Source organism: Pseudomonas sp. NPDC077408 (assembly GCF_050269105.1).
GTDB lineage: Bacteria > Pseudomonadota > Gammaproteobacteria > Pseudomonadales > Pseudomonadaceae > Stutzerimonas.
This window is the reverse complement of the sequence record NZ_JBNNHS010000012.1, coordinates 47,484-70,337: the sequence shown is the minus strand read 5'-3', so window position 1 is coordinate 70,337 and position 22,854 is coordinate 47,484. Positions and strand designations below refer to the sequence as shown.

The window sequence follows — 22,854 nt, the reverse complement described above, 5'->3', positions numbered from 1 at the left end:
TCGGTACGCGGGTTAGGCCGCCGGACGTTTCCGGCATCATAACGAGGTTCGAGAGGTTAGGCATGCCCGTATGGAAATTAGCCGTCGCGTTCATGGCAGTAGCGCTGATGCTGGTCGGATGTGGTCGCGATGATCCAGAGGCTGCGCTGCAGGCGGCTGTTGAATCGCTGCAGGAGAGCATCGAAAGCAAAGACGCCTCACGGCTCATGGATCTCATTCACCAGGAGTTCAGCGCTAACCAAGAGGCGGATCGGGACTGGGCAAGACGCACGGCTACTTTGATGTTCCTACGTCATCGCAACGTGCACGTCATCGCACTCAACAGCCGCAGCTGGATTGACCCGACCTACCCGGACAAAGGCTACAGCGAGGCACAGGTGGCGCTGACCGGTGCCGAAGCCCTCCTGCCTCAGCGGCTCGGGCATTACAACGCCCGGCTCGAATGGTGGCTAGCCGATGGGAAATGGCAACTGGCTCGATTGAACTGGGACTAGCCGACCTGCCCCTGCGAAATGGCAACTCAGCCCGCTTCACCGCGCCAGATCAGCTCGCTGGTGTCATAGCCACGCTTACGCGCCTCGTCGAGCAAGCGGTCCCGGGTTGCATCCTTGATCTCCTTTTCTCGCGATAGCAACCAGAGGTAATCCCGATCAGGACTGCCGACCAGCGCCACACTGTAGTCATCGGCAAGATAAAGGATCCAGTAATGTCCCTTGGTCAGGCCCGGGAAGAGATTGCTGAACCAGTTGTCGAAGCGAACCCACAGCTTGTCCGTCTCGCCCTTCTGCTGCGGTACTGCCTCCCCCGTGGCCTCCTGCTGTTCACCATCTTCGGTTTCGCAGCGATTGGTTACCGCCACGCTGCCATCATCCTGCAGCCGGTAATTCGCCTGCGAGCGCACGCAGTTGCGCTGAAAAAACATCGGCAGGCGCGCCTGCTCGTACCAGGTGCCTTGATAGCGTTCCAGATCCACCTGCCCGGCGGTCTCAGGTCCGTTCACGTTACTGCCGGAACCTGCACATCCGGCGACCAGTAGTGCAGTGAAAAGCGCAACGAACAGCCGCATGCAAGCTCCTTATTTCAGACCTTGGCCCGAAAACATCATGACTTTGTCACCCGCGAACTGGATGCTGATAAAGCGATTTTTCTGCCCCCAGGTGCAGCTCGACATGCCCAGCGCGCCAGCGCACTCGCCTGGCTTGCCCAATAGCTTTTCGACCTCTGCACGGGACATCCCCGCCTGCAACTTGGCGAAGTTTTCCTGCGTCACCGGACTGCACGCAGCCAACAGCACGACAGCGATGACCAGCGATACATAGCGCAACGACATGACGGATTCCTTTTTTCGGGTCAACGGCTGGCCTTGCTTGGCCTTGCGGTAAAAGATAGAAAACAAGCCGCCCAGGAAGGTTCCTCAGCAGGACTAGAAGCCTGAACCAGGCCCGGCGAGAAAAGTCTGTTCAGCCTCGCTCGAGCTGCGACCCAGCATGGCATTGCGATGAGGAAAGCGGCCGAAGCGAGCAATGACCTGCCGATGGCGTTCAGCAAAGTCGAGGAAATCGGCAAACAGCTTTTGCTCGCCCGCATCGGCGATGCCAAGGAGTTGCTCGAACTGCTGCACGGCCTGATCCTGCACGCTGAGATTTTCCGCGTGTTCCAGCACAAGGTAAATGAATACACGCTGTATAGGCGCCAGCAGGACATCGCCGCCATGGGCCATGCCGTCCCGCACGAGCTGCAGCGCGCGCTCGTCGCCGGCGAATGCCTTCGGCGTGCCGCGATGGATCATGCGTGGAAGCTGATCAAGGAGAAGGACAAGTGCGAGCCAGCCATGTGGCGACTCGGCCCACTCGTTCAGCTCGCCTGCGAGTGCACGCTCGGTGAGACCACCGAAACGCTCGCGGGCTTCTTCATCCTGCTCGGGCTTGTAGCCGAACCAGAGGCCATTTTTTGCGCCAGCTATCTCAGTAGCGGTGGTGCCCTCACCGAACCACCAGTTCAGCAATTCCTGTGAGGGCGAGGTCATCTTTCAGGCCTTGTGATAACCAGTGACGCGCTCGACTTCTTCCTTCGACCCCAGGAACACTGGCACACGCTGGTGCAGCGACTCGGGTTGGACGTCGAGAATGCGCTGAGTGCCGGTGGTTGCCGCGCCGCCGGCCTGCTCGATGATAAAAGACATCGGGTTGGCTTCGTACATCAGGCGCAGCTTGCCGGCCTTGCCAGGCTCGCGCGAATCGCGTGGGTACATGAACATGCCGCCACGGGTCAGGATGCGGTGCACGTCAGCCACCATCGAAGCGATCCAACGCATGTTGTAGTTCTTGTTCAGCGGGCCTTCATTGCCGGCCAGCAACTCGCCAACGTAGCGCTGCACCGGTGCTTCCCAGTGACGCTGGTTGGACATGTTGATGGCGAACTCAGCGGTGCTTTCCGGCACACGGATGTTTTCATGAGTCAGCACGAAGCTGCCCAGTTCGCGATCGAGGGTGAAGCCCATAACGCCATTGCCCAGCGTCAGCATGAGCATGGTCTGCGGTCCGTAGATCGCATAACCGGCTGCAACCTGCTTGGTACCGGGCTGGAGGAAAGCCTCCTCGCCAAGGGCGTCATTTTGGGAGAAGCACGCGTCTGGGCAGCGCAGCACGGAGAAGATGGTGCCGACGGATACGTTGACGTCGATGTTGCTGGAGCCATCCAGCGGATCGAATACCAGCAGGTAGGCACCTTTTGGGTACTTGCCGGGAATCTGGTAGGCGTTGTCCATTTCTTCGGAAGCCATGCCGGCCAGGTGGCCACCCCATTCGTTGGCTTCGAGCAGGATTTCGTTGGAAAGGACGTCGAGTTTCTTCTGCACTTCGCCCTGAATGTTCTCGGTTTCAGTCGCACCGAGAACGCCGCCCAGCGCGCCTTTGGAGACGGCGTGGCTGATCTCCTTGCACGCTCGAGCCACTACTTCGATAAGGAAGCGCAGATCTGCAGGGGTGTTGTTGCTGCGGGTCTGCTCAATCAAGTAGCGACTCAGGGTTACGCGTGACATGGAATGGCTCCGGAGGGATGGATAAGCCCGCGCAGTTTAGCAGGCCGGGGGGAAACTAACCCTCCCTCAGACCTGTCGACCGGGCGCAGAGTTCAGCGAAGCGGCAAAGTGCCTGCAAACCATATCTTCCGTCTTCCCGGAACGCCTCCCATCATGCGGAAGCGGCGGCGGTTCGATCCAACAATCCGCCAAGCCGCTTCACTTTACCCATCAGAGCACCTTCCAGATCTCCTGGGCATATTCGCGGATGGTACGGTCCGACGAGAACCAGCCGGTGCGTGCCGTGTTGAGCACTGCCGAGCGCCACCAGCTGTCCGCATCGCGCCAGCGCGCCTCGACCTCCAGCTGCGCCTGCCAATAGGCCTCGAAGTCGGCACACACCATGAAGGTATCGTGCCATTTCAAACCATCGATCAAGGCGGTATAGCGGCCCGGGTCTTCAGCCGAGAAGGCACCATTGCGGATCGCCATCAAGACTTCGTTGAGGCGTGGCGAACCGATGATGGTGGCTTCGGCGTTGTACTCGTTGGCCTGTTTGCGCGCCTCGACCTCCTGCGCGGTCATGCCAAAGATGAACATATGCTCGGCACCGATCTGCTCGCACATTTCGACGTTGGCGCCATCCAGCGTGCCGATAGTCAGCGCGCCGTTCAGGGCGAATTTCATGTTGCTGGTGCCCGACGCCTCGAGCCCCGCCGTGGATATCTGTTCGGACAGGTCGGCCGCCGGGATGATGCGTTCGGCCAGGCTCACGTTGTAGTTCGGCAGGAACACCACCTTCAGCAGGCCGCGCACCGTTGGGTCATCGTTGATGGTCCGCGCGATGTCGTTGGTCAGCTTGATGATCAGTTTTGCCGTGTGGTAACTGGCCGCCGCCTTGCCGGCAAATATCTTCACGCGCGGCACCCAGTTACCACCTGGATCGGAGCGAATCGCCTGATACAGCGCGACGGTATGCAGCAGGTTGAGCAGTTGCCGCTTGTACTCGTGGATACGTTTGACATGCACATCAAACAGGGCATTCGAGTCGACGATGATACCCAGGCGGTCCTGAATCATGCGCGCTAGTAGTTGTTTATTGCCCAGTCGCTGCGAGGCGAAGCGGGCGCGGAAATCCGGCTGATCGGCGCATGGCTCCAGCTTGCGCAGCAGCGTCTCCGGCGAATCAAGCAGCTCTTCACCGACATGATCAACCAGCAGCCGGGTCAGCTGAGGGTTGGCCTGATACAGCCAACGGCGGAAGGTGATGCCGTTGGTCTTGTTGCTGATCCGCTTGGGATAGAGCGAATGCAGGTCGGTGAAGACCGTCTCGCGCATCAGCCCGGTGTGCAGTGCTGAAACACCGTTAACACAGTGCGAACCGAGAAACGCGAGGTTGCCCATGCGTACGCGGCGGCCGTGGCCTTCTTCGATCAGCGAGACCGAGCGCAGCAGATTTACGTCGTGGATACCGCGCTCACGCAACGCATCAAGATGCTGGGCATTGAGCAGGTAGATAATCTGCATGTGCCGCGGCAGCAGGCGCTCCATCAGCCCCACCGGCCAGGTTTCCAGCGCCTCGGGCAGTAGCGTGTGGTTGGTGTAGGACAGGGTGCCGACGGTCAGCTCCCAGGCCTTGCGCCACGGCACGTCATGCACGTCTACCAGCAGGCGCATCAACTCGGCAACGGCGATCGCCGGGTGCGTGTCGTTGAGCTGGATAGCGGCGAATTCCGGAAGATTCATCAGCGTGCCGCGCTGATCCAGGTGCCGGCGCAGCAGATCCTGCAAGGATGCCGCAACGAAGAAATACTCCTGGCGCAGACGCAGCTCCTGCCCCGCTTCGGTGCTGTCAGCGGGATACAGAACACGAGAGATGCTTTCAGCGCGCGCTTCCTCAGCGACCGCACCGATGTGGTCGCCAGCGTTGAAGCGTTCCAGATGGAAGTCCGCCTCGGCCCGCGCACGCCACAAACGCAAGGTGTTAACGCTAGCACCGCGCCAGCCCACCACTGGCGTGTCGTAGGCAATGGCCCGGACCCCTTCGGCCCAGTGCCAGAAATGCTTGGGCTGATCAGAGCTGCTGCCATCCGACGGCATCGCCGCCACGCTGCCGCCGAAGCCGATCAGATAGCTGACTTCGGGTCGCTCGAATTCCCATGGATTGCCGAAATTCAACCAGGTCTCGGTCTGCTCGTGCTGCCAACCATCGACGATCGCCTGGCGGAACAGGCCGTGATCGTAGCGGATGCCATAGCCGTGCGCGGCAACGCCGAGAGTCGCCATGCTTTCCATGAAACAGGCCGCCAGACGCCCCAGGCCACCATTACCCAGCGCGGCGTCAGGCTCGAGCACGCGAATGCGCTCGAAGTCGACATCTACGCCGGCCAGCGCCTCGCGCGCCACATCGAGCAGGCCCAGGTTACTGAGGCTGTCGGTGAGCAGACGGCCTATGAGGAATTCCAGCGAGAGGTAATAGACCCGCTTCTTGCCTTCGCGATAGCCCTGTCGGGTACGGTCCATCCACTGGTCGATCATACGGTCACGCGTGGCCAGCGCCACCGCCTCGAACCAGTCATGGTCGGAGGCATGCTCGGGGTCCTTACCGATCGAATAGGTCAGCTTGCTGATTACGTTTTCACGAAAAGCTGCGACCTCATCGGCGTTGGGAGCAGTCGTTTCTTGCGTCATGGACAGACCTCGTGCAGCGGGTGAAAGGATACGAAGCATTCATGGCGGCGCCAGGCCGCCCCAAAAAACGGCAATACAGACAGGTTTGCAGGTTTCAACAGCATCTGGGCGACCGTCTGTCCGGCGTTCGACTCGTGGGTTTCGCTGGAAATTCCGCCCCATGTCGCTATGAGTGCGCGCCGCCATTACCGATACCGCCGCCGTGAAGACACGTTTGATCGCTTCTGCCGACCCCGAACGCCTCGAAACCTGGGCGCGATACAGCAACGGCCTGTGCCGAGATTGCCACGCCAGGTGTTGCACTTTGCCGGTCGAGGTGCGGATCGATGACCTGATCCGCCTAGAGATGGTCGACGTCTTCGAGCGTGACGAGCCGCTCAAGGGCATCGCCAAACGCCTGAGCAAAGAAGGCCTCGTTGAACATTTCAATCAGAAGCACGGCATCTTCACCCTGACCCGACTGGCCAACGGAGACGGTCTTTACCTCGATCGCAAGACACGCTTGTGCACGGTCTATGCCAAGCGCTCCGATACCTGCCGCAACCACCCGCATGTCGGTCCAAGGCCCGGCTACTGCGCCTATCAGCAGAAAACCGCAGCGCGTTAACGCCGCCTTCCAACCCATCCGAAACGTCGGGAAACGGCCGCTAAAAAGCGCCGCGGAAACTGGCAATATCGTGACTCAGCAGTCATGCTTGACGTCTGCCTGTATCCGCACACGTTAGGAATCCACCCGGCATGAGCCGCGATAGCCGCTACCTGGAAGCCATTCTGCACCACGACATCCCACTGACCCGGGCGATGGGCCTGCGCGTCGAGCATTGGGAAAATCATGAGCTGCGCCTGAAGGTCCCGCTGCAAGCGAACATCAACCACAAAAGCAGCATGTTCGGTGGCAGCCTCTACTGCGCCTCGGTGCTGGCTGGCTGGGGCTGGCTGCACCTGCGGCTACGCGAGGCCGGGATCGACGACGGTCATATCGTCATTCAGGAAGGCCAGATCGACTATCCGCTGCCCGTGATGGATGACGCCACCGCTGTATGCTCGGCCCCGGACGATAGCGCCTGGGAGCGATTCGAGACGATCTACCGTCGCCGTGGCCGTTCGCGTCTGACCCTGCACAGCCGCATCCTGGCTGCTGATGGCCGGGACGCAGTGCGTTTCACCGGCCAGTTCGTGCTGCATAAGTAAACGCAGCCGCCCCCTCTGCACTGCCAGGGTGCGTCGGGCTGCTACAGCCCGCGCGCACCGTTGACCGCTCGCTGCCCAAACGCCCGCGCAACCACTGCGAAGCGGCGGGCTGGCACCGGCTGTTCGGTCGTGACCCATCGTAAGCAATTGCGGACGTTACCGCGCTAGCAAGCTACCGCTAAGACTGGCATGCAAGCGCACGCCGGACTACGCTGCACCTGCCAACAATAAAAATACAGCGTCAAGGAGCCGATGCCATGGGCCTGTCCCGTAAAGCCATCCTATTGCTCAGTGTGCTGCTCGCCCTCAGCGGTGCCGCGCACGCCGAGTTGCCGAAGAACTATCAGATCATCCTGCAGACCGACAATTTCCCACCCTTCAACATGGGGCCAGCGCACAAGAACTTCGCTCGCGGCGATGAGGTGCAAGGCATCGCCACTGATACCGTGCGGGAGATCTTCAAACGTGCCGGCATCGACTACAACCTGACGCTTCGCTCGCCCTGGGACCGCATCTACAACCAGACCCTCACCGACACCGGTCACGGGTTGTTTTCCGTCACCCGTACGGCGCAGAACGAAGGCTTATTCAAATGGGTCGGGCCCCTGGCCCGCTACGAAAGTGTGCTGCTCGCGGCGGCGGACAAGCACATCGACCTCAACTCCTTGGCCCAGGCCCAGGGGCTGGAAATCGGCGCGCAGAAAAGCAGCGGCATCAGCCAGTACCTGGAACAACAAGGGTTGCGCCCAATCGATAGCCTCAGCGAAGACGAAAACCTGCGCAAATTGCTCAGCGGCCGCCTCGATCTCTGGGCAACGGCTGATCCGGTCTGGCGTTACCAGGCCAAAGAACAGGGCGCAGAAGGCCTCAAGCCAGCGCTGAGTTATCGAGCTGAAGACCTGTACCTGGCGCTGCACAAGGACACGCCTGACGAAGCCGTGGAGCGTCTGCAGAGCGCGCTCAATGATGTGATTGGCGAGGGGTATGCCGGCTGCAGCAAGACCCCCGACCTCTGCTATCTGATACGCGACCGCAAGGTGCCCTGAGCGCACCGGGGTCGCGAGGCGCTTAGACGTAGCGTGACTTCGGTGTGGCCATCGGCAGTGGGCCGTCGCCGATCAGACGGAACTCGCCCTTGGACGCATCGTAAGCGCGGATTTCACTGGTGCCGATGTTGTACACCCAGCCATGGATGAACAGCTGCCCACTGGCCAACCGCGCCGCCACTGATGGGTGAGTACGTAGATGGTCGAGTTGGGCCAACACGTTCTCCTCGGTCAGCACGCCCAGCGTGTTGTGGTCGGCGCAGCCACAGTTTTCCTCGACCACCGTTCTTGCCACTTCGGCGTGTCGCAGCCAGCTCCGTACGGTCGGCATCCCGTCGAGGCTCGAGGGATTCAGCACCGCTTTCATCGCGCCACAATCGGAATGGCCGCAGACGATGATGTGATGCACGCCAAGCGCCATCACCGCGAACTCGATGGCAGTCGACACGCCGCCATTCATGATCCCGTAAGGCGGCACGATATTGCCTACATTACGGGTCACGAACAGGTCGCCCGGCGAGCTCTGGGTGATCAGCTCGGGCAGGATTCGCGAGTCCGCGCAGGTGATGAACATGGCCCGAGGCGTCTGCTCGTGGGCCAGCTTGCTGAACAGCTCACGCTGCTCCGGATAGATGTCCTCGCGGAACTGAATGACCCCCGCGATCAGGTTGTCGAGCGCCTCCTGCGCTGTTTCGGTCTTCTTGTCTTCGAGACTCATAACACGATCTCTCTTATGGTTTGGTTAGGTACGACGTTGCACGCATCAGGCCGGACACTGCACAGATGTGACAGACCGTAACGAACGCCGGGCGCTTGCCTCGACGTGATGAATCTGTACCGCTGATCTCAAAAGATAGACCAGCCGATTCGCTGGGAGAGCTTCTCCAGTGCCGCCATGCCGATCAGTGAATTCCCAGCCTGGTTCAGTTCGGGTGACCAGACGCAGACCGTGAAGCGCCCCGGCACGACCGCGACGATGCCACCGCCTACGCCGCTCTTGCCGGGCAACCCGACGCGGTAAGCGAAATTACCTGCCTCGTCATACAGACCGCTGGTGGCCATGATCGCATTGACCTGTTTCGCTTGGCGCGGTGTCAGCACCGGTTCGCCACCTGCCAGGCAAGCGCCATCACGAGCCAAAAAGCCAAACGCACGCGCCAGGTCGACGCAGCTCATGCGCAGCGCGCAATGATGGAAGTAACTGCGCAGCACCGCCTCGACATCATTGTGGACGTTACCGAACGCCTGCATCAGATACGCCATCGCGGCGTTACGCGCGCGATGCTGGTATTCCGATTCGGCTACTACCGAGTCGGACACAATCAGCGGATTGCCCGACAGATGCCGAACGAAATCGCGCATGGACAGTGCCGGCACGGCAAAGCGCGACTGGTTGATGTCACAGATCACCAGCGCCCCGGCATTGATGAACGGGTTGCGTGGTATGCCACGCTCGAACTCCAGCTGCACCAGCGAGTTGAACGGCTGCCCAGACGGCTCGTGACCCAGGCGCTCCCACAACGACTCGCCGCAATGCTGAATTGCCTGCACCAAGCTAAAGACCTTGGAAATGCTCTGGATCGAAAACGGCGTCTTCGCATCACCGGCGTGGTAAAGCTCACCCTCGGCGCTGTAGACCGCGATCCCCAATTGATCAGCCGGTACGTGCGCCAGCGCCGGAATATAGTCGGCCACCTTGCCTTGGCCGAGGAGCGGGCGGACTTCGTCGAGAATCTCACTCAATAGGTTTTGCATGACATCCTCATGTAAATGGCGCGAGGCGCACCAGGCTACTAGACGCCGCTAAAACCACGGTCATCACAGTACGAAAAGGTGCGTCTGTTTCATGAGTCCAACCGCAACGCCTCACGTTCCGACCCATGCTCTAGACAGTCTGCCGAGCCCACTAATCAAACGCGTGCTGGTGACACATCAAGGCTTCACGGCGCATTCCGGCGGAACTTGCGCTCGACACATAGCACCCTATTTTCGAGATCACGATTGGCTCCGGTATAGTGCCGCCCGCTTCACGGGGCACGGCCTGTGCCTCGGGCGTCACAACAAGGAAAGAAAACAGATGAAACTGAAACGTGCGGCGGGCCTGCTGGCGCTCGCGATGGCAGTGAGCGGCTGCTCCACCGCGACCTACTTCAAACTGCCCGAGAACAGCAAAGTCTCGGTTTATGAACGGCCGCAGCAATACTCCCAGGGTCTGGTCAAGACGCGTCCGTTCTTCTGGACAGCCGCTGGCGGCATTCCCTACAAACTCAGCAGCGAAGACGGAGAGCTGCTGCAGCAAGGCAAGCTGCGTGCGCGCTTCCGCGTCGCCTCCATTTTCTGGCCGCCAGGCGGCATCATCTACTGGCCGATGGGGTTCGGTCAGCGCTGCTATGACCTGACCGGTGCCGAGCCGCTCAGCTGCACCCAGGGCGACCTGAAGAATCTTCGCAGTCAGCGCCGTCTAGACCGCTAGATTCCCGCGGCACATCGCCTCGGTATGCACTGAGGCGATGGATCGTTCCAAACGCTTGAAGCTCGTCCAGCCGATGGCGCGTGACAAGTCGGTTAAAACTTTTCCGGGCGCAACACCTCAACTTCAGCTAGATAGCAGACCATGGCGAAGTTATCGTAATAGCGCGCCTGAAGATGCTCTGCGATGCGCTCGGCCAACTCGCGGTTGCAGATGATCTCCAGGCGGATGTTGCCTTCGGTATCCCATTCGGCGCTGCGCACACCACGGCTGCCTCGCCCGCGCGCTTCGGACAGCGTCCAGCCCGGTGCGCCGAGGTGGTCGAGGTCGGCCACCAGCTTCTTTTCCAGCGCTGCTTCGCAGATCACGGTAAGCAGGGTTCGGGTTGCGATTGTCATGTCTACAGCCCCCAGGCGATCAGGGTTTCGGCCAGCGCGAGATACAGCGGAATGCCGACCAGGATGTTGAACGGAAAGGTGATGCCCAGCGACGCCGTCAGCGACAACGAAGGGTTGGCCTCAGGCAATGCCAGTCGCATAGCCGCCGGCACCGCAATATAGGAGGCGCTGGCGGCCAGCGTGGCGAGCATGGCAGTGCCCCCGAGCGACAGGCCCATCAGTCGCGCTAGCAGCGCACCGATCACCGCGCCTACCAGTGGCATGCCCAGGCCGAACACCGCCAGCCTCAGCCCATAGCGGCGCAGGGAGCCCATCTGGCCGGACGCAATCAACCCCATTTCCAGCAGGAAGAGTGCGAGCACTGGCTTGAACATGCTGGTGTAGAAGGGCTCGAGCGGCTTGATCCCCTCCTTGCCGGCGATGGCGCCGATGATCAATCCTCCCAGTAGCAGCATGATGCTCTTGCCGAGAAAGATCTCGCGCCCCAGCTCCTTCCAATGTGTATCGCGGCTGATCCCCTTGGCCAGGATTATGCCGATAAGGATCGCCGGGATTTCCAGGATCGCCACGAACAGCGGCATGTAGCTTTCGAAGGCGATTTTGTTGGCCAACAGAAAGGCCACTACCACGGCAAAGGTACCGGCACTGACCGAGCCGTAGTGCGCCGCCACGCTGGCCGAGTCGACCCGCGAAAAGCCCAGCAGCCGCAGAAACGGAAACGCCAACAGTGGCAGCGTACAACCCAGCAGCAACACAAGCGCGGACTGGCCCAGCAGCGCTGCGCTGGCTTGTTCTGCCAGCTCGACACCACCGTGTAGACCGATCGCCAGCAGCAGCAGAATGGACAGCGTGTCGTACAACGCCGGTGGCAGCTTCAACTCACTCTTCACCAACCCGGCAAACAGGCCGAACAGGAAGAACAGCACTACTGGGTCAAGCCCCATCGATACCTCCCGATTCATTGAACAGAAAAAAGGGAGCCTTTCGGCTCCCAGAGGACAACTGCTTAGGCTTCGATCTCGATAAGAAGATCGCCGGGGGTCACCCGGTCACCTTTGGCCACATGCACCGCTTTCACCTTGCCGGCGATCGGCGCCTGGATCTCGGTTTCCATCTTCATCGCTTCGCTGATCAGCACGGCCTGGCCGGCCTTGACCACGTCGCCCTCCTTGACCAGCACGTCGACCACGTTGCCCGGCATGCTGGTGCTCACGTCCCCCGGACCATTGGCCTGTTTACGCTGTCCGCCGCCGCTGCCGCCGACGAAGTTGTTCAGTGGCTCGAATACCACTTCTTCCGGCATGCCATCGATAGAGAGGAAGAAGTGCCGCTTGCCTTCGCCCTTTACGCCGACGCCCGTGATATCGACGCGATAGGTCTCGCCGTGCACGTCGATGACGAACTCGGTCGGCACGCCCTGCGCGCCCGCGGCAGTTGCCGTGCTGCCATCCGGAATCGGCAGCAGCACTTCTGGCACCAGCGTACCGGCTTCGCGCTCCTCAAGAAACTTGCGGCCAATATCGGGGAACATGGCGTAGGTCAGCACGTCCTCTTCGGATTTCGCCAGCGCACCGACCTCCCGTCGCAGCTTGTCCAACTCGGGTTTAATCAGATCGGCCGGACGCACCTCGATGAGCTCCTCACCGCCGATGGCCTGGCGCTGCAGCTTGGCGTCGATGGTGCCCGGCGCCTTGCCGTAGCCGCCCTGCAGGTAGAGCTTCACTTCATTAGTAATGGTCTTGTAACGCTCACCGGCGAGCACGTTGAAGAACGCCTGGGTGCCAACGATCTGCGAGGTGGGCGTCACCAACGGCGGGTAGCCCAGGTCCTTGCGCACGCGAGGGATCTCGGCCAGCACTTCATCCATACGGTTGAGTGCGCCCTGCTCCTTCAGCTGGTTGGCCAGGTTGGAAATCATCCCGCCCGGGACCTGGTTGACCTGCACGCGGGTGTCGACGCCGGTGAAATCGCTCTCGAACTGGTGGTACTTCTTGCGCACCGCATAGAAGTACAGGCCGATCTCCTGCAGCAGCTCCAGGTCGAGGCCGGTGTCGTAGGGCGTGCCGCGCAGCGCAGCGACCATCGACTCGGTGCCGGGGTGGCTGGTGCCCCAGGCCATGGACGAGATCGCGGTGTCGATGTGGTCGGCACCATTCTCGATGGCTTTGAGCTGACACATGCTGGCGACGCCCGCCGTGTCATGGGAATGGATGAACACCGGCAGGTCGATCTCGGCCTTCAGTGCGCGAACCAGCTCGCCGGTGGCGAACGGTGTCAGCAAACCGGCCATGTCCTTGATGGCGATGGAGTCGACGCCCATGTCGCGCATCGCCCGCCCCTGCTCGACGAACAGCTCGACGGTATGCACCGGGCTGGTGGTGTAGGCGATGGTGCCCTGGGCGTGCTTGCCGGTCTTCTTCACCGCCCGGATGGCGGTTTCGAGGTTTCGCACGTCGTTCATCGCATCGAAGATGCGGAACACGTCGATGCCGTTCTCTGCCGCCTTGGCGCAGAACGCCTCGACCACGTCATCGGCGTAGTGCCGGTAGCCCAGCAGGTTTTGTCCGCGCAGCAACATCTGCAACCGGGTGTTGGGCAGCGCGGCCTTGAGCTGGCGCAGGCGCTCCCACGGGTCTTCTTTCAGAAAACGCACGCAGGCGTCGAAGGTCGCGCCGCCCCAGACTTCGAGGGACCAATAGCCCACGCGGTCGAGCTTGTCGCAGATCGGCAGCATGTCCTCGGTACGCATGCGCGTAGCCAGCAGCGACTGGTGGGCGTCACGCAGGATGGTGTCGGTAACGGTGATTTTCTTCTGAGCAGTCATGGTTCGTTCCTCACAGGCCTGCGTGGGCGGCGATGGCGGCAGCGATGGCCAGGGCCAGTTCGCCCGGCTTGCGTTTGATCGAGTAGTTCAGCAGTTCCGGATGGTTGTCGACGAAGCTGGTATTGAACTGCCCGCTGCGGAAATCCGGGTTGGCGAGAATCTGCTGGTAATAGGTGGCGGTGGTTTTCACGCCTTGCACGCGCATGTCGTCCAGCGCACGCGAGCCGCGCGCCAGTGCCTCTTCCCAGGTCAGTGCCCAGACGATCAGCTTCAGGCACATGGAGTCGTAATACGGTGGAATGGTGTAGCCGGTGTAGATCGCCGTATCGGTGCGCACACCGGGGCCGCCGGGGGCGTAGTAACGGGTGATCTTGCCGAAGCAGGGCAGGAAGTTGTTGCGCGGTTCCTCGGCGTTGATGCGGAATTGCAGGGCGAAGCCGCGATACTGGATGTCCTCCTGCTTGACCGAGAGCGGCAGACCGGAGGCGATGCGGATCTGCTCGCGGACGATGTCGATGCCGGTAATTTCTTCGGTGATGGTGTGCTCCACCTGCACGCGGGTGTTCATTTCCATGAAGTACACCTCGCCCTCGGCGAGCAAGAACTCCACAGTGCCGGCGTTCTCGTAACCCACCGCCTTGGCCGCACGCACCGCCAGGTCGCCAATATAGGCGCGCTGTTCCGGGGTGAGCTGAGGGCTGGGGGCGATCTCGATGAGCTTCTGGTTGCGGCGCTGGATCGAGCAGTCGCGCTCGAACAGGTGCACGGTATTGCCAAAGGAGTCAGCGAGAATTTGCGCCTCGATGTGCTTGGGCTCGACGATGCATTTCTCGAGGAATACATCAGCCGATCCGAACGCCTTGGTCGCCTCGGAGATGACTCGCGGATAGGCCTGGGCCAGCTCGTCACGCGAGTTACAGCGGCGGATACCGCGGCCGCCACCGCCCGAGGTGGCTTTGAGCATCACCGGATAGCCGATGCCCTCCGCTGCGGCCAGCGCTTCTTCGACATCCGCCACGTTGCCTTCGGTGCCCGGCGTGACCGGCACGCCGGCCTTGATCATGCTGCGCCGCGCCTCGGTCTTGTCGCCCATGCGTCGAATCACTTCGGCGCTGGGGCCAACGAAGCGGATGCCGCGCTCGGCGCAGATTTCCGCCAGTTCGGCGTTTTCGGAGAGGAATCCATAGCCTGGATGCAAAGCATCACAGCCGGTCTCCACCGCCAGGTTCACCAGCTTGCGCGGGTTGAGGTAGCCGGCAAGTGGATCGTCGCCAATGAAATGGGCCTCGTCGGCACGCTTGACGTGCAACGCGTGCCGGTCGGGCTCGGCAAACACCGCCACCGAGCGTACGTCCATTTCGGCACAAGCCCGCACGATGCGGACGGCGATTTCACCGCGGTTAGCGATCAGCAGCTTCTTGATCACGCTGTCATTCCCTCGGTCGATGAGCAGAAGGCCGCCTTGAGGGGCCATGTCACGCCTGCACGTTGTACAAGCCTATAAACCCTACGCCTACCGGCATGATTACTGAAAATGAATAATAGTTTGATCTTGCATAAGCAATAACTTATACGCTCAGTCAACCCCCCACTGGACGGGCCTTAGCGGCCTAGCAATCAGCGGGATCAGTGGACCCAACTAAACAGGAGCGGCGGAATCAATGCGCAAAAGCATGATGCGGATAACCTTGCGTCAGCTGCAGGTGTTCCGGGCGGTATGTGAAAGCCGCTCCTATAGCCGAGCGGCGGAAGAAATGGCGCTGACCCAGCCAGCCGTGAGCTTGCAGATTCGCCAACTCGAGGAGCTGATCGGCCAGCCGCTGTTCGAGTATCTGGGCAAAAAACTCTACCTGACCGCCGCTGCCGAAGCGCTGCAGCGCGCCAGCACCGACATATTTGGGCGCCTGGACAGCCTGGATATGCAACTGTCCGACATCCAGGGCTCGCTACAGGGCCAGCTGAATCTGGCGGTCGAGTCGAGCGCCAAATACATCACCCCGCACCTGTTTGCAGCCTTCAAACGCAAGCATCCAGAGGTCAGCCTGGAACTCGTGGTGGTCAATCACGCGCAGGCGGTCAAACGCCTGTCGATCAGCCGCGACGATCTACTGATCATGTCGCAGGTGCCCACTGACATGGATCTGGAATTCATGCCATTCCTGAACAACCCCATCGTGGCCGTCGCACCGACTGATCATCCACTAAGCCAGGCGACATCCCTGACCTTGCAGGACCTGACCGCCTACCCACTGCTAGTCCGAGAGCCGGGATCGGGTACGCGCAAAGCTGGCGAAGACTATCTGCGCCAGAAGCGTGCGCATTTCGCCCAGACGATCCAGGTGGCCTCACTGGACGCGCTACGCGAGAGCGTCGTAGCAGGGCTCGGCGTAGCGCTGATGCCACGCCATGCAGTTCACCTGGAGCTGGCTCACGGCCTGCTGCGAGAGCTGCCGGTCGAGGAGCTACCGCTGTACCGCAGCTGGTGCGTTGTGCATCCGCGAGCCAAGCGGCTGAGCCCGGTGGCTCAGGCGTTCTTCACTTTTATCCGCGAAGAACGCGCGCAGATCATCGCCCTGGCTGCGCGCTTTGACGGCTCGCAGGCAAACACTCCAGCAGCGGGCTGACCATCAGCAGGTCGGGGAACTCCATCAGCTGTGCATGCAGCTGGCGCTGCTCGTCGTAGCTTTCGATGGCACGGCGGAAATGCATGCGGCGCTCGTCCAGCTGCTTGCGGCGGGCACGGGCATCGAGGTTGACGTAGGCTTCACGGTGCTGGGACATGCGCGGTCTCCGGAACAGGTGTCGGGAGAGCCCAGCATCGAAGCCCCGGGTGACGCTATGAGGACAAGCAGATGACGGAGCGATGAACGTCGCTCAAGCGCTCGTCAATCTTCGTGCGGCTTCACCGATTTCGGCGACAGGCGCAGGCTACGCAAGCTGCGCTTCACGCTCTTGAGGTGATTGACCAGGCTTGGACCACGTGCCATCGCCACACCCATCGCCAGTACATCGATCACCACCAGATGCGCAATACGCGAGGTCAGCGGCGTATAGATCTCGGTGTCTTCCTGCACGTCGATGGCCAGGTTGATGGTCGCCAGTTCCGCGAGCGGGGTCTGGCTCGGACAGAGGGTGATCAGCGTAGCGCCAGATTCGCGAACCACATTCGCCGTGATCAGCAAATCCTTGGAGCGGCCCGACTGGGAAATGCAGATCGCCACGTCGGTGGGCTTCAGCGTGACAGCCGACATCGCCTGCATGTGCGGGTCGGAATAGGCCGCGGCGCTGAGCAGCAGGCGGAAGAACTTGTGCTGGGCATCGGTCGCAACCGCGCCGGATGCGCCAAAGCCGTAAAACTCGACTCGCTCGGCCTTGGCCATCGCCGCCACTGCGCGCTCGAGCGCATCGGAGTCGAGCTTCTCGCGAACTTCCATCAGGGTATGCAGGGTGGTGTCGAAGATCTTCAGCGCGAAGTCTGTTACCGAGTCATCTTCGCTGATAGCGAACTGGCCGAAGCTGGCCCCCGCGGCGAGGCTCTGAGCCAATTTCAGTTTGAGATCCTGAAATCCCAAGCAACCGATGGCGCGACAGAAACGCACGATGGTCGGCTCACTGACTCCCACCACATGGGCTAGGTCGGCCATTGAACTGTGCATCACGGCAGCTGGATCGAGGAGTACATGGTCGGCGACTTTCAGCTCCGACTTGCGTAACGAACCTCTCGATTGGGCAATGTGTTGCAGCAGGTTCACGTGGCGGACTCGCTATGATCAAAACCTGGCAAGAATGGTCGAACGCTGCGGGTGCGCTCGCATCCGTCAAGCCGGCTGGGTTGTAGTGGGCTTGTAGTTATACTACAAGCCTCGCAGTATCGCCCACCTATCGAGTCTGTCCACCTTCTAGGAGTGACGCTGTGTCCATTTCCTGCGACATGCTGGTATTTGGCGGTACCGGCGACCTGGCGCTACACAAACTCATCCCTGCACTCTATTACCTGCACCGTGAGCATCGTCTGCATGATGATGTCCGCATCCTGGCGATTGCGCGCCAGGATATTGATCGCAACGCCTATCTCGCGTTGGCCGAGCGACATATCCGAGCGCAAATCGCGCGCACGGACTTCGAGGCTGAAATCTGGAATGCGTTCAGCCAGCGCCTCGACTACTTCCCCATGGACGCCACTCAGAGGGGTGAGTACGTCCGTCTGGCGCATCACCTCGGCCAGGCCGAAGGCCGCGTGCGGGTGCACTACCTGGCGACCGCGCCCAACCTGTTCGAGCCCATTGCCTCGAACCTTGAGAGCGCCGGGCTTGCCGGAGAAGACGCGCGCATCGTCCTGGAGAAGCCCATCGGCCATTCCCTCGAATCAGCACTCGAGATCAACGAGGCCATCGGTAACGTCTTCCCCGAATCGCGCATTTATCGGATCGACCACTACCTCGGCAAGGAAACCGTGCAGAACCTCATGGCGCTGCGTTTTGCCAACGCTCTGTTCGAACCAATCTGGCGCAGCGGCCATATCGATCATGTACAGATCACGGTGGCCGAGACCCTCGGCGTCGAGGAGCGCGGCAGCTATTACGACCATGCCGGCGCCATGCGCGACATGCTGCAGAATCACCTGCTGCAACTGCTCTGCCTGGTGGCGATGGAAGCCCCGGTGCGCTTCGATGCCAAATCGATTCGCGGCGAAAAGGTCAAGATTCTGGAAGCCCTCAAGCCGATTACCGGTAACGACGTGCAGGACAAGACCGTGCGCGGGCAGTACGTCGCCGGGCAGATCGGCGGCAATGATGTGCAGGCTTACTACTTCGAAAAGGACGTGGATAACGACAGCGACACCGAAACCTTCGTCGCCGTAAAGGCCGAAATCGACAACTGGCGCTGGGCTGGCGTGCCCTTCTACCTGCGCACTGGCAAGCGCATGGCGAAGAAGCGCTCGGAAATCATCATCACCTTCAAACAGGTGCCGCACATGCTGTTCACCAAAGGCGAGGTCAACCGCCTGGTGATCCGCCTGCAGCCGGAGGAGAGCATCAGCCTGCAGCTCATGGCCAAGGCACCCGGTAAAGGGATGCAACTGGAGCCCGTCGAGCTCGATCTGAATCTGGCCCATGCGTTCAGCAGCACACGCCGCTGGGAGGCCTACGAGCGGCTGTTGCTGGACGTTATCGAAGGCGACTCGACACTGTTCATGCGCCGCGATGAGGTGGAAGCGGCCTGGAACTGGGTCGATCCGATCCTCTGCGGCTGGCAGAGTCACTACCGCAAGCCCAGGCCCTATCCGGCCGGAACGGACGGTCCCGAGCAAGCACACCAACTGATTGAGCATCAGGGTCGGCAATGGTGGCGCTGAGCCATCCTAAGCATCCAATTAGCGGCCCTGCAAAGTCGCTTCCAGCCGCGAACTAGAGCGGTCAAATGCAAGTATCGGCAACTAACAAACCAGGTGCCTGGTAACTATTGACTGAACTTTCAAACATCATCAATTTGTCGCGCTGACAAAAAAAATTAACAGAACGCGACGAAGTCGCCATCTCCGCGGAGCAGATCGCCGATATCTAGGCATGATATCGGCGACTGAACTGGCTCGCTCTAGCCCGTCGAGCCGGGCTTAATCCAGCCGTAACTTCGGATGGTTCTAGCCAGACTAATGCGCACGTTATCCACAACCAAACCGCTATCACCACGATCAGCTAAACGCCTTGTTTCGCGCGGGCTCTGTCAAATTTCGCAAGCACGGTGACGTACTCTTCTGCCGCGCCCGAAACAGGCCGATCTATTCGCCCAGCCCATGAGCCAAATGCGACGCGCATATTCGGCCGTATATACGCTCCAGATCGAGTCCGGTGACGGCGCTTGACCGGCAAGTTCAACTTTCGCGATAAACGGCGAACTTCGGAGATATCAGCGGCGAATCAACGCCCATGATCGGCGACTGAGGTTGAGATTAATTTTTTGATGTGTTTATTCTAGAAAAGGATTTCAATCAGCAACCCCAAAGGTCTTGTTTTGAGTGTTCCTACCGTAACGCTCCGTCGCCCAACCGACGGCGACGGTTTCCCCCTCCATGAGCTGGTAGCACGCTGCCAACCTCTGGACACAAATTCGGCGTACTGCAACCTCCTGCAATGCTCCGATTTCGCCGACACCTCCATTGCCGCCACAAACGCGGATGGCCAATTGGTAGGTTTCATTTCCGGTTACTGCCCTCCTGCTCGCCCAGACACTTTGTTCGTCTGGCAAGTCGCAGTCGACGCGTCGATGCGCGGTCAGGGGCTGGCGCTGCGCATGCTGATGGCACTGGTCGCACGAGTCGCCAGTGAGCAGGGCGTCGCCAATCTGGAAACCACCATCTCGCCGGACAACGGGGCATCCCAGGCGCTGTTTAAAAAGGCCTTCGCCAAACTTGGCGTCGACTACAGCACCCGCACCCTGTTCTCCCGCGCCGAACACTTTGCCGGCAAGCATGAAGACGAAGTGCTCTACCGCGCCGGCCCGTTCGCCGCACCTAATTCAGAAGAAGAACTAGAGGAAAACGCATGAAAACTTTCGAACTGCACGAATCTGGCGTTCGCAGCTACTGCCGCTCCTTCCCAGTGGTCTTCAAGCAAGCCCGTGGCGCTGAACTGATCACCCGCGAAGGCAAGCACTACATCGACTTCCTCGCTGGCGCTGGCACGCTCAACTACGGCCACAACCATCCGGTGCTCAAGCAGGCGCTGCTCGATTACATCGAAGCTGACGGCATCACCCATGGTCTGGACATGTACTCCGAGGCGAAGGAAACCTTCCTATCGACCTTCGACCGCCTGATCCTCAAGCCGCGCAAGATGGATTACGTCATGCAGTTCACCGGCCCGACCGGCACCAACGCGGTGGAAGCCGCGCTGAAGCTGGCGCGCAAGGTGACCGGCCGCAACAACGTCATCAGCTTCACCAATGGCTTCCACGGCTGCAGCATCGGCGCGCTGGCGGCGACCGGCAACAAGCATCACCGTGGCGCCGCCGGTGTACCGCTGACCGACGTCAGCCGCATGCCCTATGCCAACTACTTCGGTGACAAGGTCAACACCATCGCGATGATGGACAAGCTGCTGACCGACCCATCCAGCGGCATCGACAAGCCGGCCGCGGTGATTGTGGAAGTTGTTCAGGGCGAAGGCGGCCTCAACGCCGCATCCGCCGAGTGGGTCCGCAAGCTGGAGAAACTCTGCCGCAAGCACGAGATGCTGCTGATCGTTGATGACATCCAGGCCGGCTGCGGCCGTACTGGTACGTTCTTCAGCTTTGAAGAGATGGGCATCAAGCCGGACATGATCACCTTGTCCAAGTCGCTGTCGGGCTATGGCCTGCCATTCGCCATGGTGCTGCTGCGCAAAGAGCTGGACCAGTGGAAGCCGGGCGAGCACAACGGCACCTTCCGCGGTAACAACCACGCGTTCGTCACTGCTGCTGCTGCCATCGAACACTTCTGGAAAGACGACGAGTTCGCCAATAGCGTCAAGGCCAAGGGCAAGCGTATTGCCGACGGCATGAACAAGATCGTTCGCCGCTACGGCCCGGATTCACTGTTCGTCAAAGGCCGCGGCATGATGATCGGCATCAGCTGCCCGGACGGCGACACCGCCGCCGCGATTTGCCGCCATTCCTTCGAGAACGGCCTGGTCGTCGAAACCAGCGGCGCCCACAGCGAAGTGGTCAAGTGTCTCTGCCCGCTGATCATCAGCGAAGAGCAGATCGACAAGGCTATGAGCATCCTGGACAAGGCCTTCGCTGCCGTTATGTCCGATCAAGCCGCCAACCAAGCTTCTTGAGGATTGAAGAATGATCGTACGTACCCTGGCTGAATGCGAGCAGTCCAACCGCAAGATCAAGACAGATACCTGGGACAGCACGCGGATGCTGCTCAAGGACGACAAGATGGGCTTCTCGTTCCACATCACCACCATCTACGCCAACACCGAGACGCACATCCACTACCAGAACCATCTGGAGTCGGTGTATTGCATGAGCGGCAATGGCGAGATCGAGACCATCGCTGACGGCAAGATCTACAAGATCGAGCCCGGCACTCTGTACATCCTCGACAAGCACGACGAGCACCTGCTCCGAGGCGGCAGCGAGGAAATGAAGTTGGCGTGCGTCTTCAACCCGCCACTCAACGGCAAGGAAGTGCATGACGAAAGCGGTGTGTATCCGCTTGAGGCCGAAACCGTAGTCTGATGCGACTCCGCAGGGCGGCTGCACCCCGCCCTGCGACACCCGATTCAAGGAGAGTTTAAAGTGAACCCCGTGCAAGCCGACCTGTACCCTTCGCGCCAGCACGACGAACCCAGCTGGCAAGAGCGTCTGGACCCGGTCGTCTACCGCAGTGACCTGGCCAACGCCCCGATCGCACCAGAGATGATCGAACGCTTCGAGCGTGACGGCTATCTGGTCATCCCCAATCTGTTCAGCGCCGAGGAAGTCGCGGTATTCCGCGAAGAACTCGACCGCATGCGTCAGGACCCGGCCGTTGCCGAGTCCGGCAAGACCATCAAGGAACCCGACAGCGGCGCGATCCGCTCGGTGTTCGCCATCCACGCCGACAATCCGTTGTTTGCCCGTGTCGCCAGCGACGAGCGCATTGCCGCCATCGCCAGCTTCATCCTCGGTGGTGACATTTATGTGCATCAGTCGCGGATGAACTTCAAACCCGGCTTCACCGGCAAAGAGTTCTACTGGCACTCCGATTTCGAAACCTGGCACGTCGAAGACGGCCTGCCACGCATGCGCACCCTGAGCTGCTCGATCCTGCTGACCGACAATGAGCCGCACAACGGCCCGCTGATGCTGGTGCCTGGATCACACAAGCACTACATCCGTTGCGTTGGTGCGACACCGGAGAACCACTACCAGAAGTCCCTGCGCAAGCAGGAGTTCGGTGTACCGGATCACGACAGCCTGACCGAGCTGGCGGACCGTTATGGCATCGAGACCGCTACGGGCCCGGCGGGCAGCGTGGTGTTCTTCGATTGCAACACCATGCACGGCTCCAACAGCAACATTACACCCAGCGCGCGCAGCAATCTGTTCTATGTCTACAACCATGTAGATAATGCCGCGCAGGCGCCGTTCTGCGGCCTCTCGCCACGTCCGGCCTTCGTCGGTGAACGCGAGAATTTCGAGCCCCTGCAGATCCAGAAGCAGAAGTATCTCTGACGTACCCGATC

At 60.7% G+C, this 22,854-nt stretch carries 24 protein-coding genes; 11 read left to right on the top strand and 13 right to left on the bottom strand.

All coding sequences use genetic code 11. From position 1 onward, the window contains the following. Positions 1–62: 62 nt before the first annotated feature. Positions 63–494, top strand: coding sequence for a hypothetical protein (locus ACQKEK_RS21295; RefSeq protein WP_128119621.1), 432 nt, complete (start codon positions 63–65; stop codon positions 492–494). A gap of 26 nt (positions 495–520) precedes the next feature. Here ACQKEK_RS21295 and ACQKEK_RS21290 read toward each other — a convergent pair whose 3' ends face one another. From ACQKEK_RS21290 to ACQKEK_RS21270, 5 genes are all read right to left on the bottom strand, one after another. Further along, a complete protein-coding gene (locus ACQKEK_RS21290; protein ID WP_499144235.1) occupies positions 521–1,066 on the bottom strand; it encodes a lipocalin family protein in 546 nt (181 codons plus the stop codon). A 9-nt stretch (positions 1,067–1,075) separates the two neighbouring features. Then, complete coding sequence (gene bamE / locus ACQKEK_RS21285) at positions 1,076–1,330, bottom strand: outer membrane protein assembly factor BamE domain-containing protein (RefSeq protein WP_499144236.1); 255 nt, start codon at positions 1,328–1,330, stop codon at positions 1,076–1,078. A 93-nt stretch (positions 1,331–1,423) separates the two neighbouring features. Then, positions 1,424–2,026 carry a DUF924 family protein gene (locus ACQKEK_RS21280; RefSeq protein WP_499144237.1) on the bottom strand — a complete coding sequence of 201 codons (603 nt, stop codon included), beginning with the start codon at positions 2,024–2,026 and terminating at the stop codon, positions 1,424–1,426. A 3-nt stretch (positions 2,027–2,029) separates the two neighbouring features. Further along, entirely contained in the window at positions 2,030–3,040 is a 1,011-nt protein-coding gene (locus ACQKEK_RS21275; protein ID WP_128119625.1) for a class 1 fructose-bisphosphatase, read from the bottom strand. Between the two features lie 210 nt (positions 3,041–3,250). Continuing rightward, positions 3,251–5,710, bottom strand: a complete 2,460-nt coding sequence (locus ACQKEK_RS21270; RefSeq protein ID WP_499144238.1) for a glycogen/starch/alpha-glucan phosphorylase — start codon at positions 5,708–5,710, stop codon at positions 3,251–3,253. A gap of 202 nt (positions 5,711–5,912) precedes the next feature. Here ACQKEK_RS21270 and ACQKEK_RS21265 point away from each other — a divergent pair, with 202 nt between their 5' ends. From ACQKEK_RS21265 to ACQKEK_RS21255, 3 genes are all read left to right on the top strand, one after another. Then, the gene (locus ACQKEK_RS21265) at positions 5,913–6,317 is read left to right on the top strand and encodes a YkgJ family cysteine cluster protein (RefSeq protein ID WP_499144239.1); all 405 of its coding nucleotides are present in this window, start codon (positions 5,913–5,915) and stop codon (positions 6,315–6,317) included. A gap of 131 nt (positions 6,318–6,448) precedes the next feature. Beyond that, complete coding sequence (locus ACQKEK_RS21260) at positions 6,449–6,901, top strand: thioesterase domain-containing protein (protein ID WP_045422554.1); 453 nt, start codon at positions 6,449–6,451, stop codon at positions 6,899–6,901. Positions 6,902–7,158: 257 nt separating this feature from the next. Then, positions 7,159–7,947, top strand: coding sequence for a substrate-binding periplasmic protein (locus ACQKEK_RS21255; protein WP_128119627.1), 789 nt, complete (start codon positions 7,159–7,161; stop codon positions 7,945–7,947). A gap of 22 nt (positions 7,948–7,969) precedes the next feature. On the opposite strand, the gene ACQKEK_RS21250 is transcribed toward ACQKEK_RS21255, so the two are convergent. Both ACQKEK_RS21250 and glsB read right to left on the bottom strand, forming a co-directional pair. Beyond that, on the bottom strand, positions 7,970–8,665 hold the full coding sequence (locus ACQKEK_RS21250) for a carbonic anhydrase (protein ID WP_128119628.1): 696 nt from the start codon (positions 8,663–8,665) through the stop codon (positions 7,970–7,972). 128 nt (positions 8,666–8,793) lie between these two features. Then, a complete protein-coding gene (glsB, locus tag ACQKEK_RS21245) occupies positions 8,794–9,702 on the bottom strand; it encodes a glutaminase B (protein ID WP_128119629.1) in 909 nt (302 codons plus the stop codon). A 322-nt stretch (positions 9,703–10,024) separates the two neighbouring features. Between glsB and ACQKEK_RS21240 the strand changes: the two genes are divergently transcribed. Then, a complete protein-coding gene (locus ACQKEK_RS21240; protein WP_499144240.1) occupies positions 10,025–10,420 on the top strand; it encodes a hypothetical protein in 396 nt (131 codons plus the stop codon). 92 nt (positions 10,421–10,512) lie between these two features. On the opposite strand, the gene ACQKEK_RS21235 is transcribed toward ACQKEK_RS21240, so the two are convergent. The 4 genes from ACQKEK_RS21235 to ACQKEK_RS21220 all read right to left on the bottom strand — a co-directional run bounded on the left by ACQKEK_RS21235 (position 10,513) and on the right by ACQKEK_RS21220 (position 15,065). Continuing rightward, complete coding sequence (locus ACQKEK_RS21235) at positions 10,513–10,815, bottom strand: P-II family nitrogen regulator (protein ID WP_045422564.1); 303 nt, start codon at positions 10,813–10,815, stop codon at positions 10,513–10,515. Between the two features lie 2 nt (positions 10,816–10,817). After that, positions 10,818–11,759, bottom strand: a complete 942-nt coding sequence (locus ACQKEK_RS21230; protein WP_045422567.1) for a sodium-dependent bicarbonate transport family permease — start codon at positions 11,757–11,759, stop codon at positions 10,818–10,820. Positions 11,760–11,821: 62 nt separating this feature from the next. Continuing rightward, the gene (gene oadA, locus ACQKEK_RS21225) at positions 11,822–13,639 is read right to left on the bottom strand and encodes a sodium-extruding oxaloacetate decarboxylase subunit alpha (protein ID WP_128119631.1); all 1,818 of its coding nucleotides are present in this window, start codon (positions 13,637–13,639) and stop codon (positions 11,822–11,824) included. A 10-nt stretch (positions 13,640–13,649) separates the two neighbouring features. After that, a complete protein-coding gene (locus ACQKEK_RS21220; protein WP_045422571.1) occupies positions 13,650–15,065 on the bottom strand; it encodes an acetyl-CoA carboxylase biotin carboxylase subunit in 1,416 nt (471 codons plus the stop codon). A 250-nt stretch (positions 15,066–15,315) separates the two neighbouring features. Between ACQKEK_RS21220 and ACQKEK_RS21215 the strand changes: the two genes are divergently transcribed. Continuing rightward, complete coding sequence (locus ACQKEK_RS21215; RefSeq protein ID WP_499144270.1) at positions 15,316–16,263, top strand: LysR family transcriptional regulator; 948 nt, start codon at positions 15,316–15,318, stop codon at positions 16,261–16,263. Here the strand turns inward: ACQKEK_RS21215 and ACQKEK_RS21210 are convergent. Both ACQKEK_RS21210 and hexR read right to left on the bottom strand, forming a co-directional pair. Then, entirely contained in the window at positions 16,205–16,420 is a 216-nt protein-coding gene (locus ACQKEK_RS21210) for a PA3496 family putative envelope integrity protein (RefSeq protein ID WP_499144241.1), read from the bottom strand. The two genes, ACQKEK_RS21215 and ACQKEK_RS21210, sit on opposite strands and share 59 nt — an antisense overlap. A 104-nt stretch (positions 16,421–16,524) precedes the next feature. Further along, the gene (gene hexR, locus ACQKEK_RS21205) at positions 16,525–17,391 is read right to left on the bottom strand and encodes a transcriptional regulator HexR (RefSeq protein WP_499144242.1); all 867 of its coding nucleotides are present in this window, start codon (positions 17,389–17,391) and stop codon (positions 16,525–16,527) included. A gap of 161 nt (positions 17,392–17,552) precedes the next feature. Here hexR and zwf point away from each other — a divergent pair, with 161 nt between their 5' ends. The 5 genes from zwf to thpD all read left to right on the top strand — a co-directional run bounded on the left by zwf (position 17,553) and on the right by thpD (position 22,843). Next, a complete protein-coding gene (zwf, locus tag ACQKEK_RS21200; RefSeq protein ID WP_101152764.1) occupies positions 17,553–18,995 on the top strand; it encodes a glucose-6-phosphate dehydrogenase in 1,443 nt (480 codons plus the stop codon). Positions 18,996–19,651: 656 nt separating this feature from the next. Beyond that, positions 19,652–20,185 carry a diaminobutyrate acetyltransferase gene (ectA, locus tag ACQKEK_RS21195; protein WP_499144243.1) on the top strand — a complete coding sequence of 178 codons (534 nt, stop codon included), beginning with the start codon at positions 19,652–19,654 and terminating at the stop codon, positions 20,183–20,185. Then, complete coding sequence (gene ectB / locus ACQKEK_RS21190) at positions 20,182–21,456, top strand: diaminobutyrate--2-oxoglutarate transaminase (protein WP_128119635.1); 1,275 nt, start codon at positions 20,182–20,184, stop codon at positions 21,454–21,456. The genes ectA and ectB overlap by 4 nt, the downstream gene beginning before the upstream one ends. 10 nt (positions 21,457–21,466) lie before the next feature. Further along, positions 21,467–21,865, top strand: a complete 399-nt coding sequence (locus ACQKEK_RS21185; protein ID WP_045422582.1) for an ectoine synthase — start codon at positions 21,467–21,469, stop codon at positions 21,863–21,865. Between the two features lie 69 nt (positions 21,866–21,934). After that, positions 21,935–22,843 carry an ectoine hydroxylase gene (gene thpD, locus ACQKEK_RS21180; RefSeq protein WP_499144271.1) on the top strand — a complete coding sequence of 303 codons (909 nt, stop codon included), beginning with the start codon at positions 21,935–21,937 and terminating at the stop codon, positions 22,841–22,843. The last annotated feature ends 11 nt before the right edge of the window (positions 22,844–22,854 follow it).

Bases quoted from the DNA above. Each gene is read 5' to 3' on its own strand.
- ACQKEK_RS21260 (WP_045422554.1), top strand. From the start codon at position 6,449: ATGAGCCGCGATAGCCGCTACCTGGAAGCCATTCTGCACCACGACATC.
- ACQKEK_RS21280 (WP_499144237.1), bottom strand. From the start codon at position 2,026: ATGACCTCGCCCTCACAGGAATTGCTGAACTGGTGGTTCGGTGAGGGC.
- glsB (WP_128119629.1), bottom strand. From the start codon at position 9,702: ATGCAAAACCTATTGAGTGAGATTCTCGACGAAGTCCGCCCGCTCCTC.
- ACQKEK_RS21185 (WP_045422582.1), top strand. From the start codon at position 21,467: ATGATCGTACGTACCCTGGCTGAATGCGAGCAGTCCAACCGCAAGATC.
- ACQKEK_RS21255 (WP_128119627.1), top strand. From the start codon at position 7,159: ATGGGCCTGTCCCGTAAAGCCATCCTATTGCTCAGTGTGCTGCTCGCC.
- ACQKEK_RS21240 (WP_499144240.1), top strand. From the start codon at position 10,025: ATGAAACTGAAACGTGCGGCGGGCCTGCTGGCGCTCGCGATGGCAGTG.
- ACQKEK_RS21235 (WP_045422564.1), bottom strand. From the start codon at position 10,815: ATGACAATCGCAACCCGAACCCTGCTTACCGTGATCTGCGAAGCAGCG.
- ACQKEK_RS21295 (WP_128119621.1), top strand. From the start codon at position 63: ATGCCCGTATGGAAATTAGCCGTCGCGTTCATGGCAGTAGCGCTGATG.
- oadA (WP_128119631.1), bottom strand. From the start codon at position 13,639: ATGACTGCTCAGAAGAAAATCACCGTTACCGACACCATCCTGCGTGAC.
- ACQKEK_RS21210 (WP_499144241.1), bottom strand. From the start codon at position 16,420: ATGTCCCAGCACCGTGAAGCCTACGTCAACCTCGATGCCCGTGCCCGC.
- ACQKEK_RS21250 (WP_128119628.1), bottom strand. From the start codon at position 8,665: ATGAGTCTCGAAGACAAGAAGACCGAAACAGCGCAGGAGGCGCTCGAC.
- ACQKEK_RS21290 (WP_499144235.1), bottom strand. From the start codon at position 1,066: ATGCGGCTGTTCGTTGCGCTTTTCACTGCACTACTGGTCGCCGGATGT.
- ACQKEK_RS21270 (WP_499144238.1), bottom strand. From the start codon at position 5,710: ATGACGCAAGAAACGACTGCTCCCAACGCCGATGAGGTCGCAGCTTTT.
- ACQKEK_RS21275 (WP_128119625.1), bottom strand. From the start codon at position 3,040: ATGTCACGCGTAACCCTGAGTCGCTACTTGATTGAGCAGACCCGCAGC.
- ACQKEK_RS21215 (WP_499144270.1), top strand. From the start codon at position 15,316: ATGCGGATAACCTTGCGTCAGCTGCAGGTGTTCCGGGCGGTATGTGAA.
- bamE (WP_499144236.1), bottom strand. From the start codon at position 1,330: ATGTCGTTGCGCTATGTATCGCTGGTCATCGCTGTCGTGCTGTTGGCT.
- ACQKEK_RS21230 (WP_045422567.1), bottom strand. From the start codon at position 11,759: ATGGGGCTTGACCCAGTAGTGCTGTTCTTCCTGTTCGGCCTGTTTGCC.
- ectB (WP_128119635.1), top strand. From the start codon at position 20,182: ATGAAAACTTTCGAACTGCACGAATCTGGCGTTCGCAGCTACTGCCGC.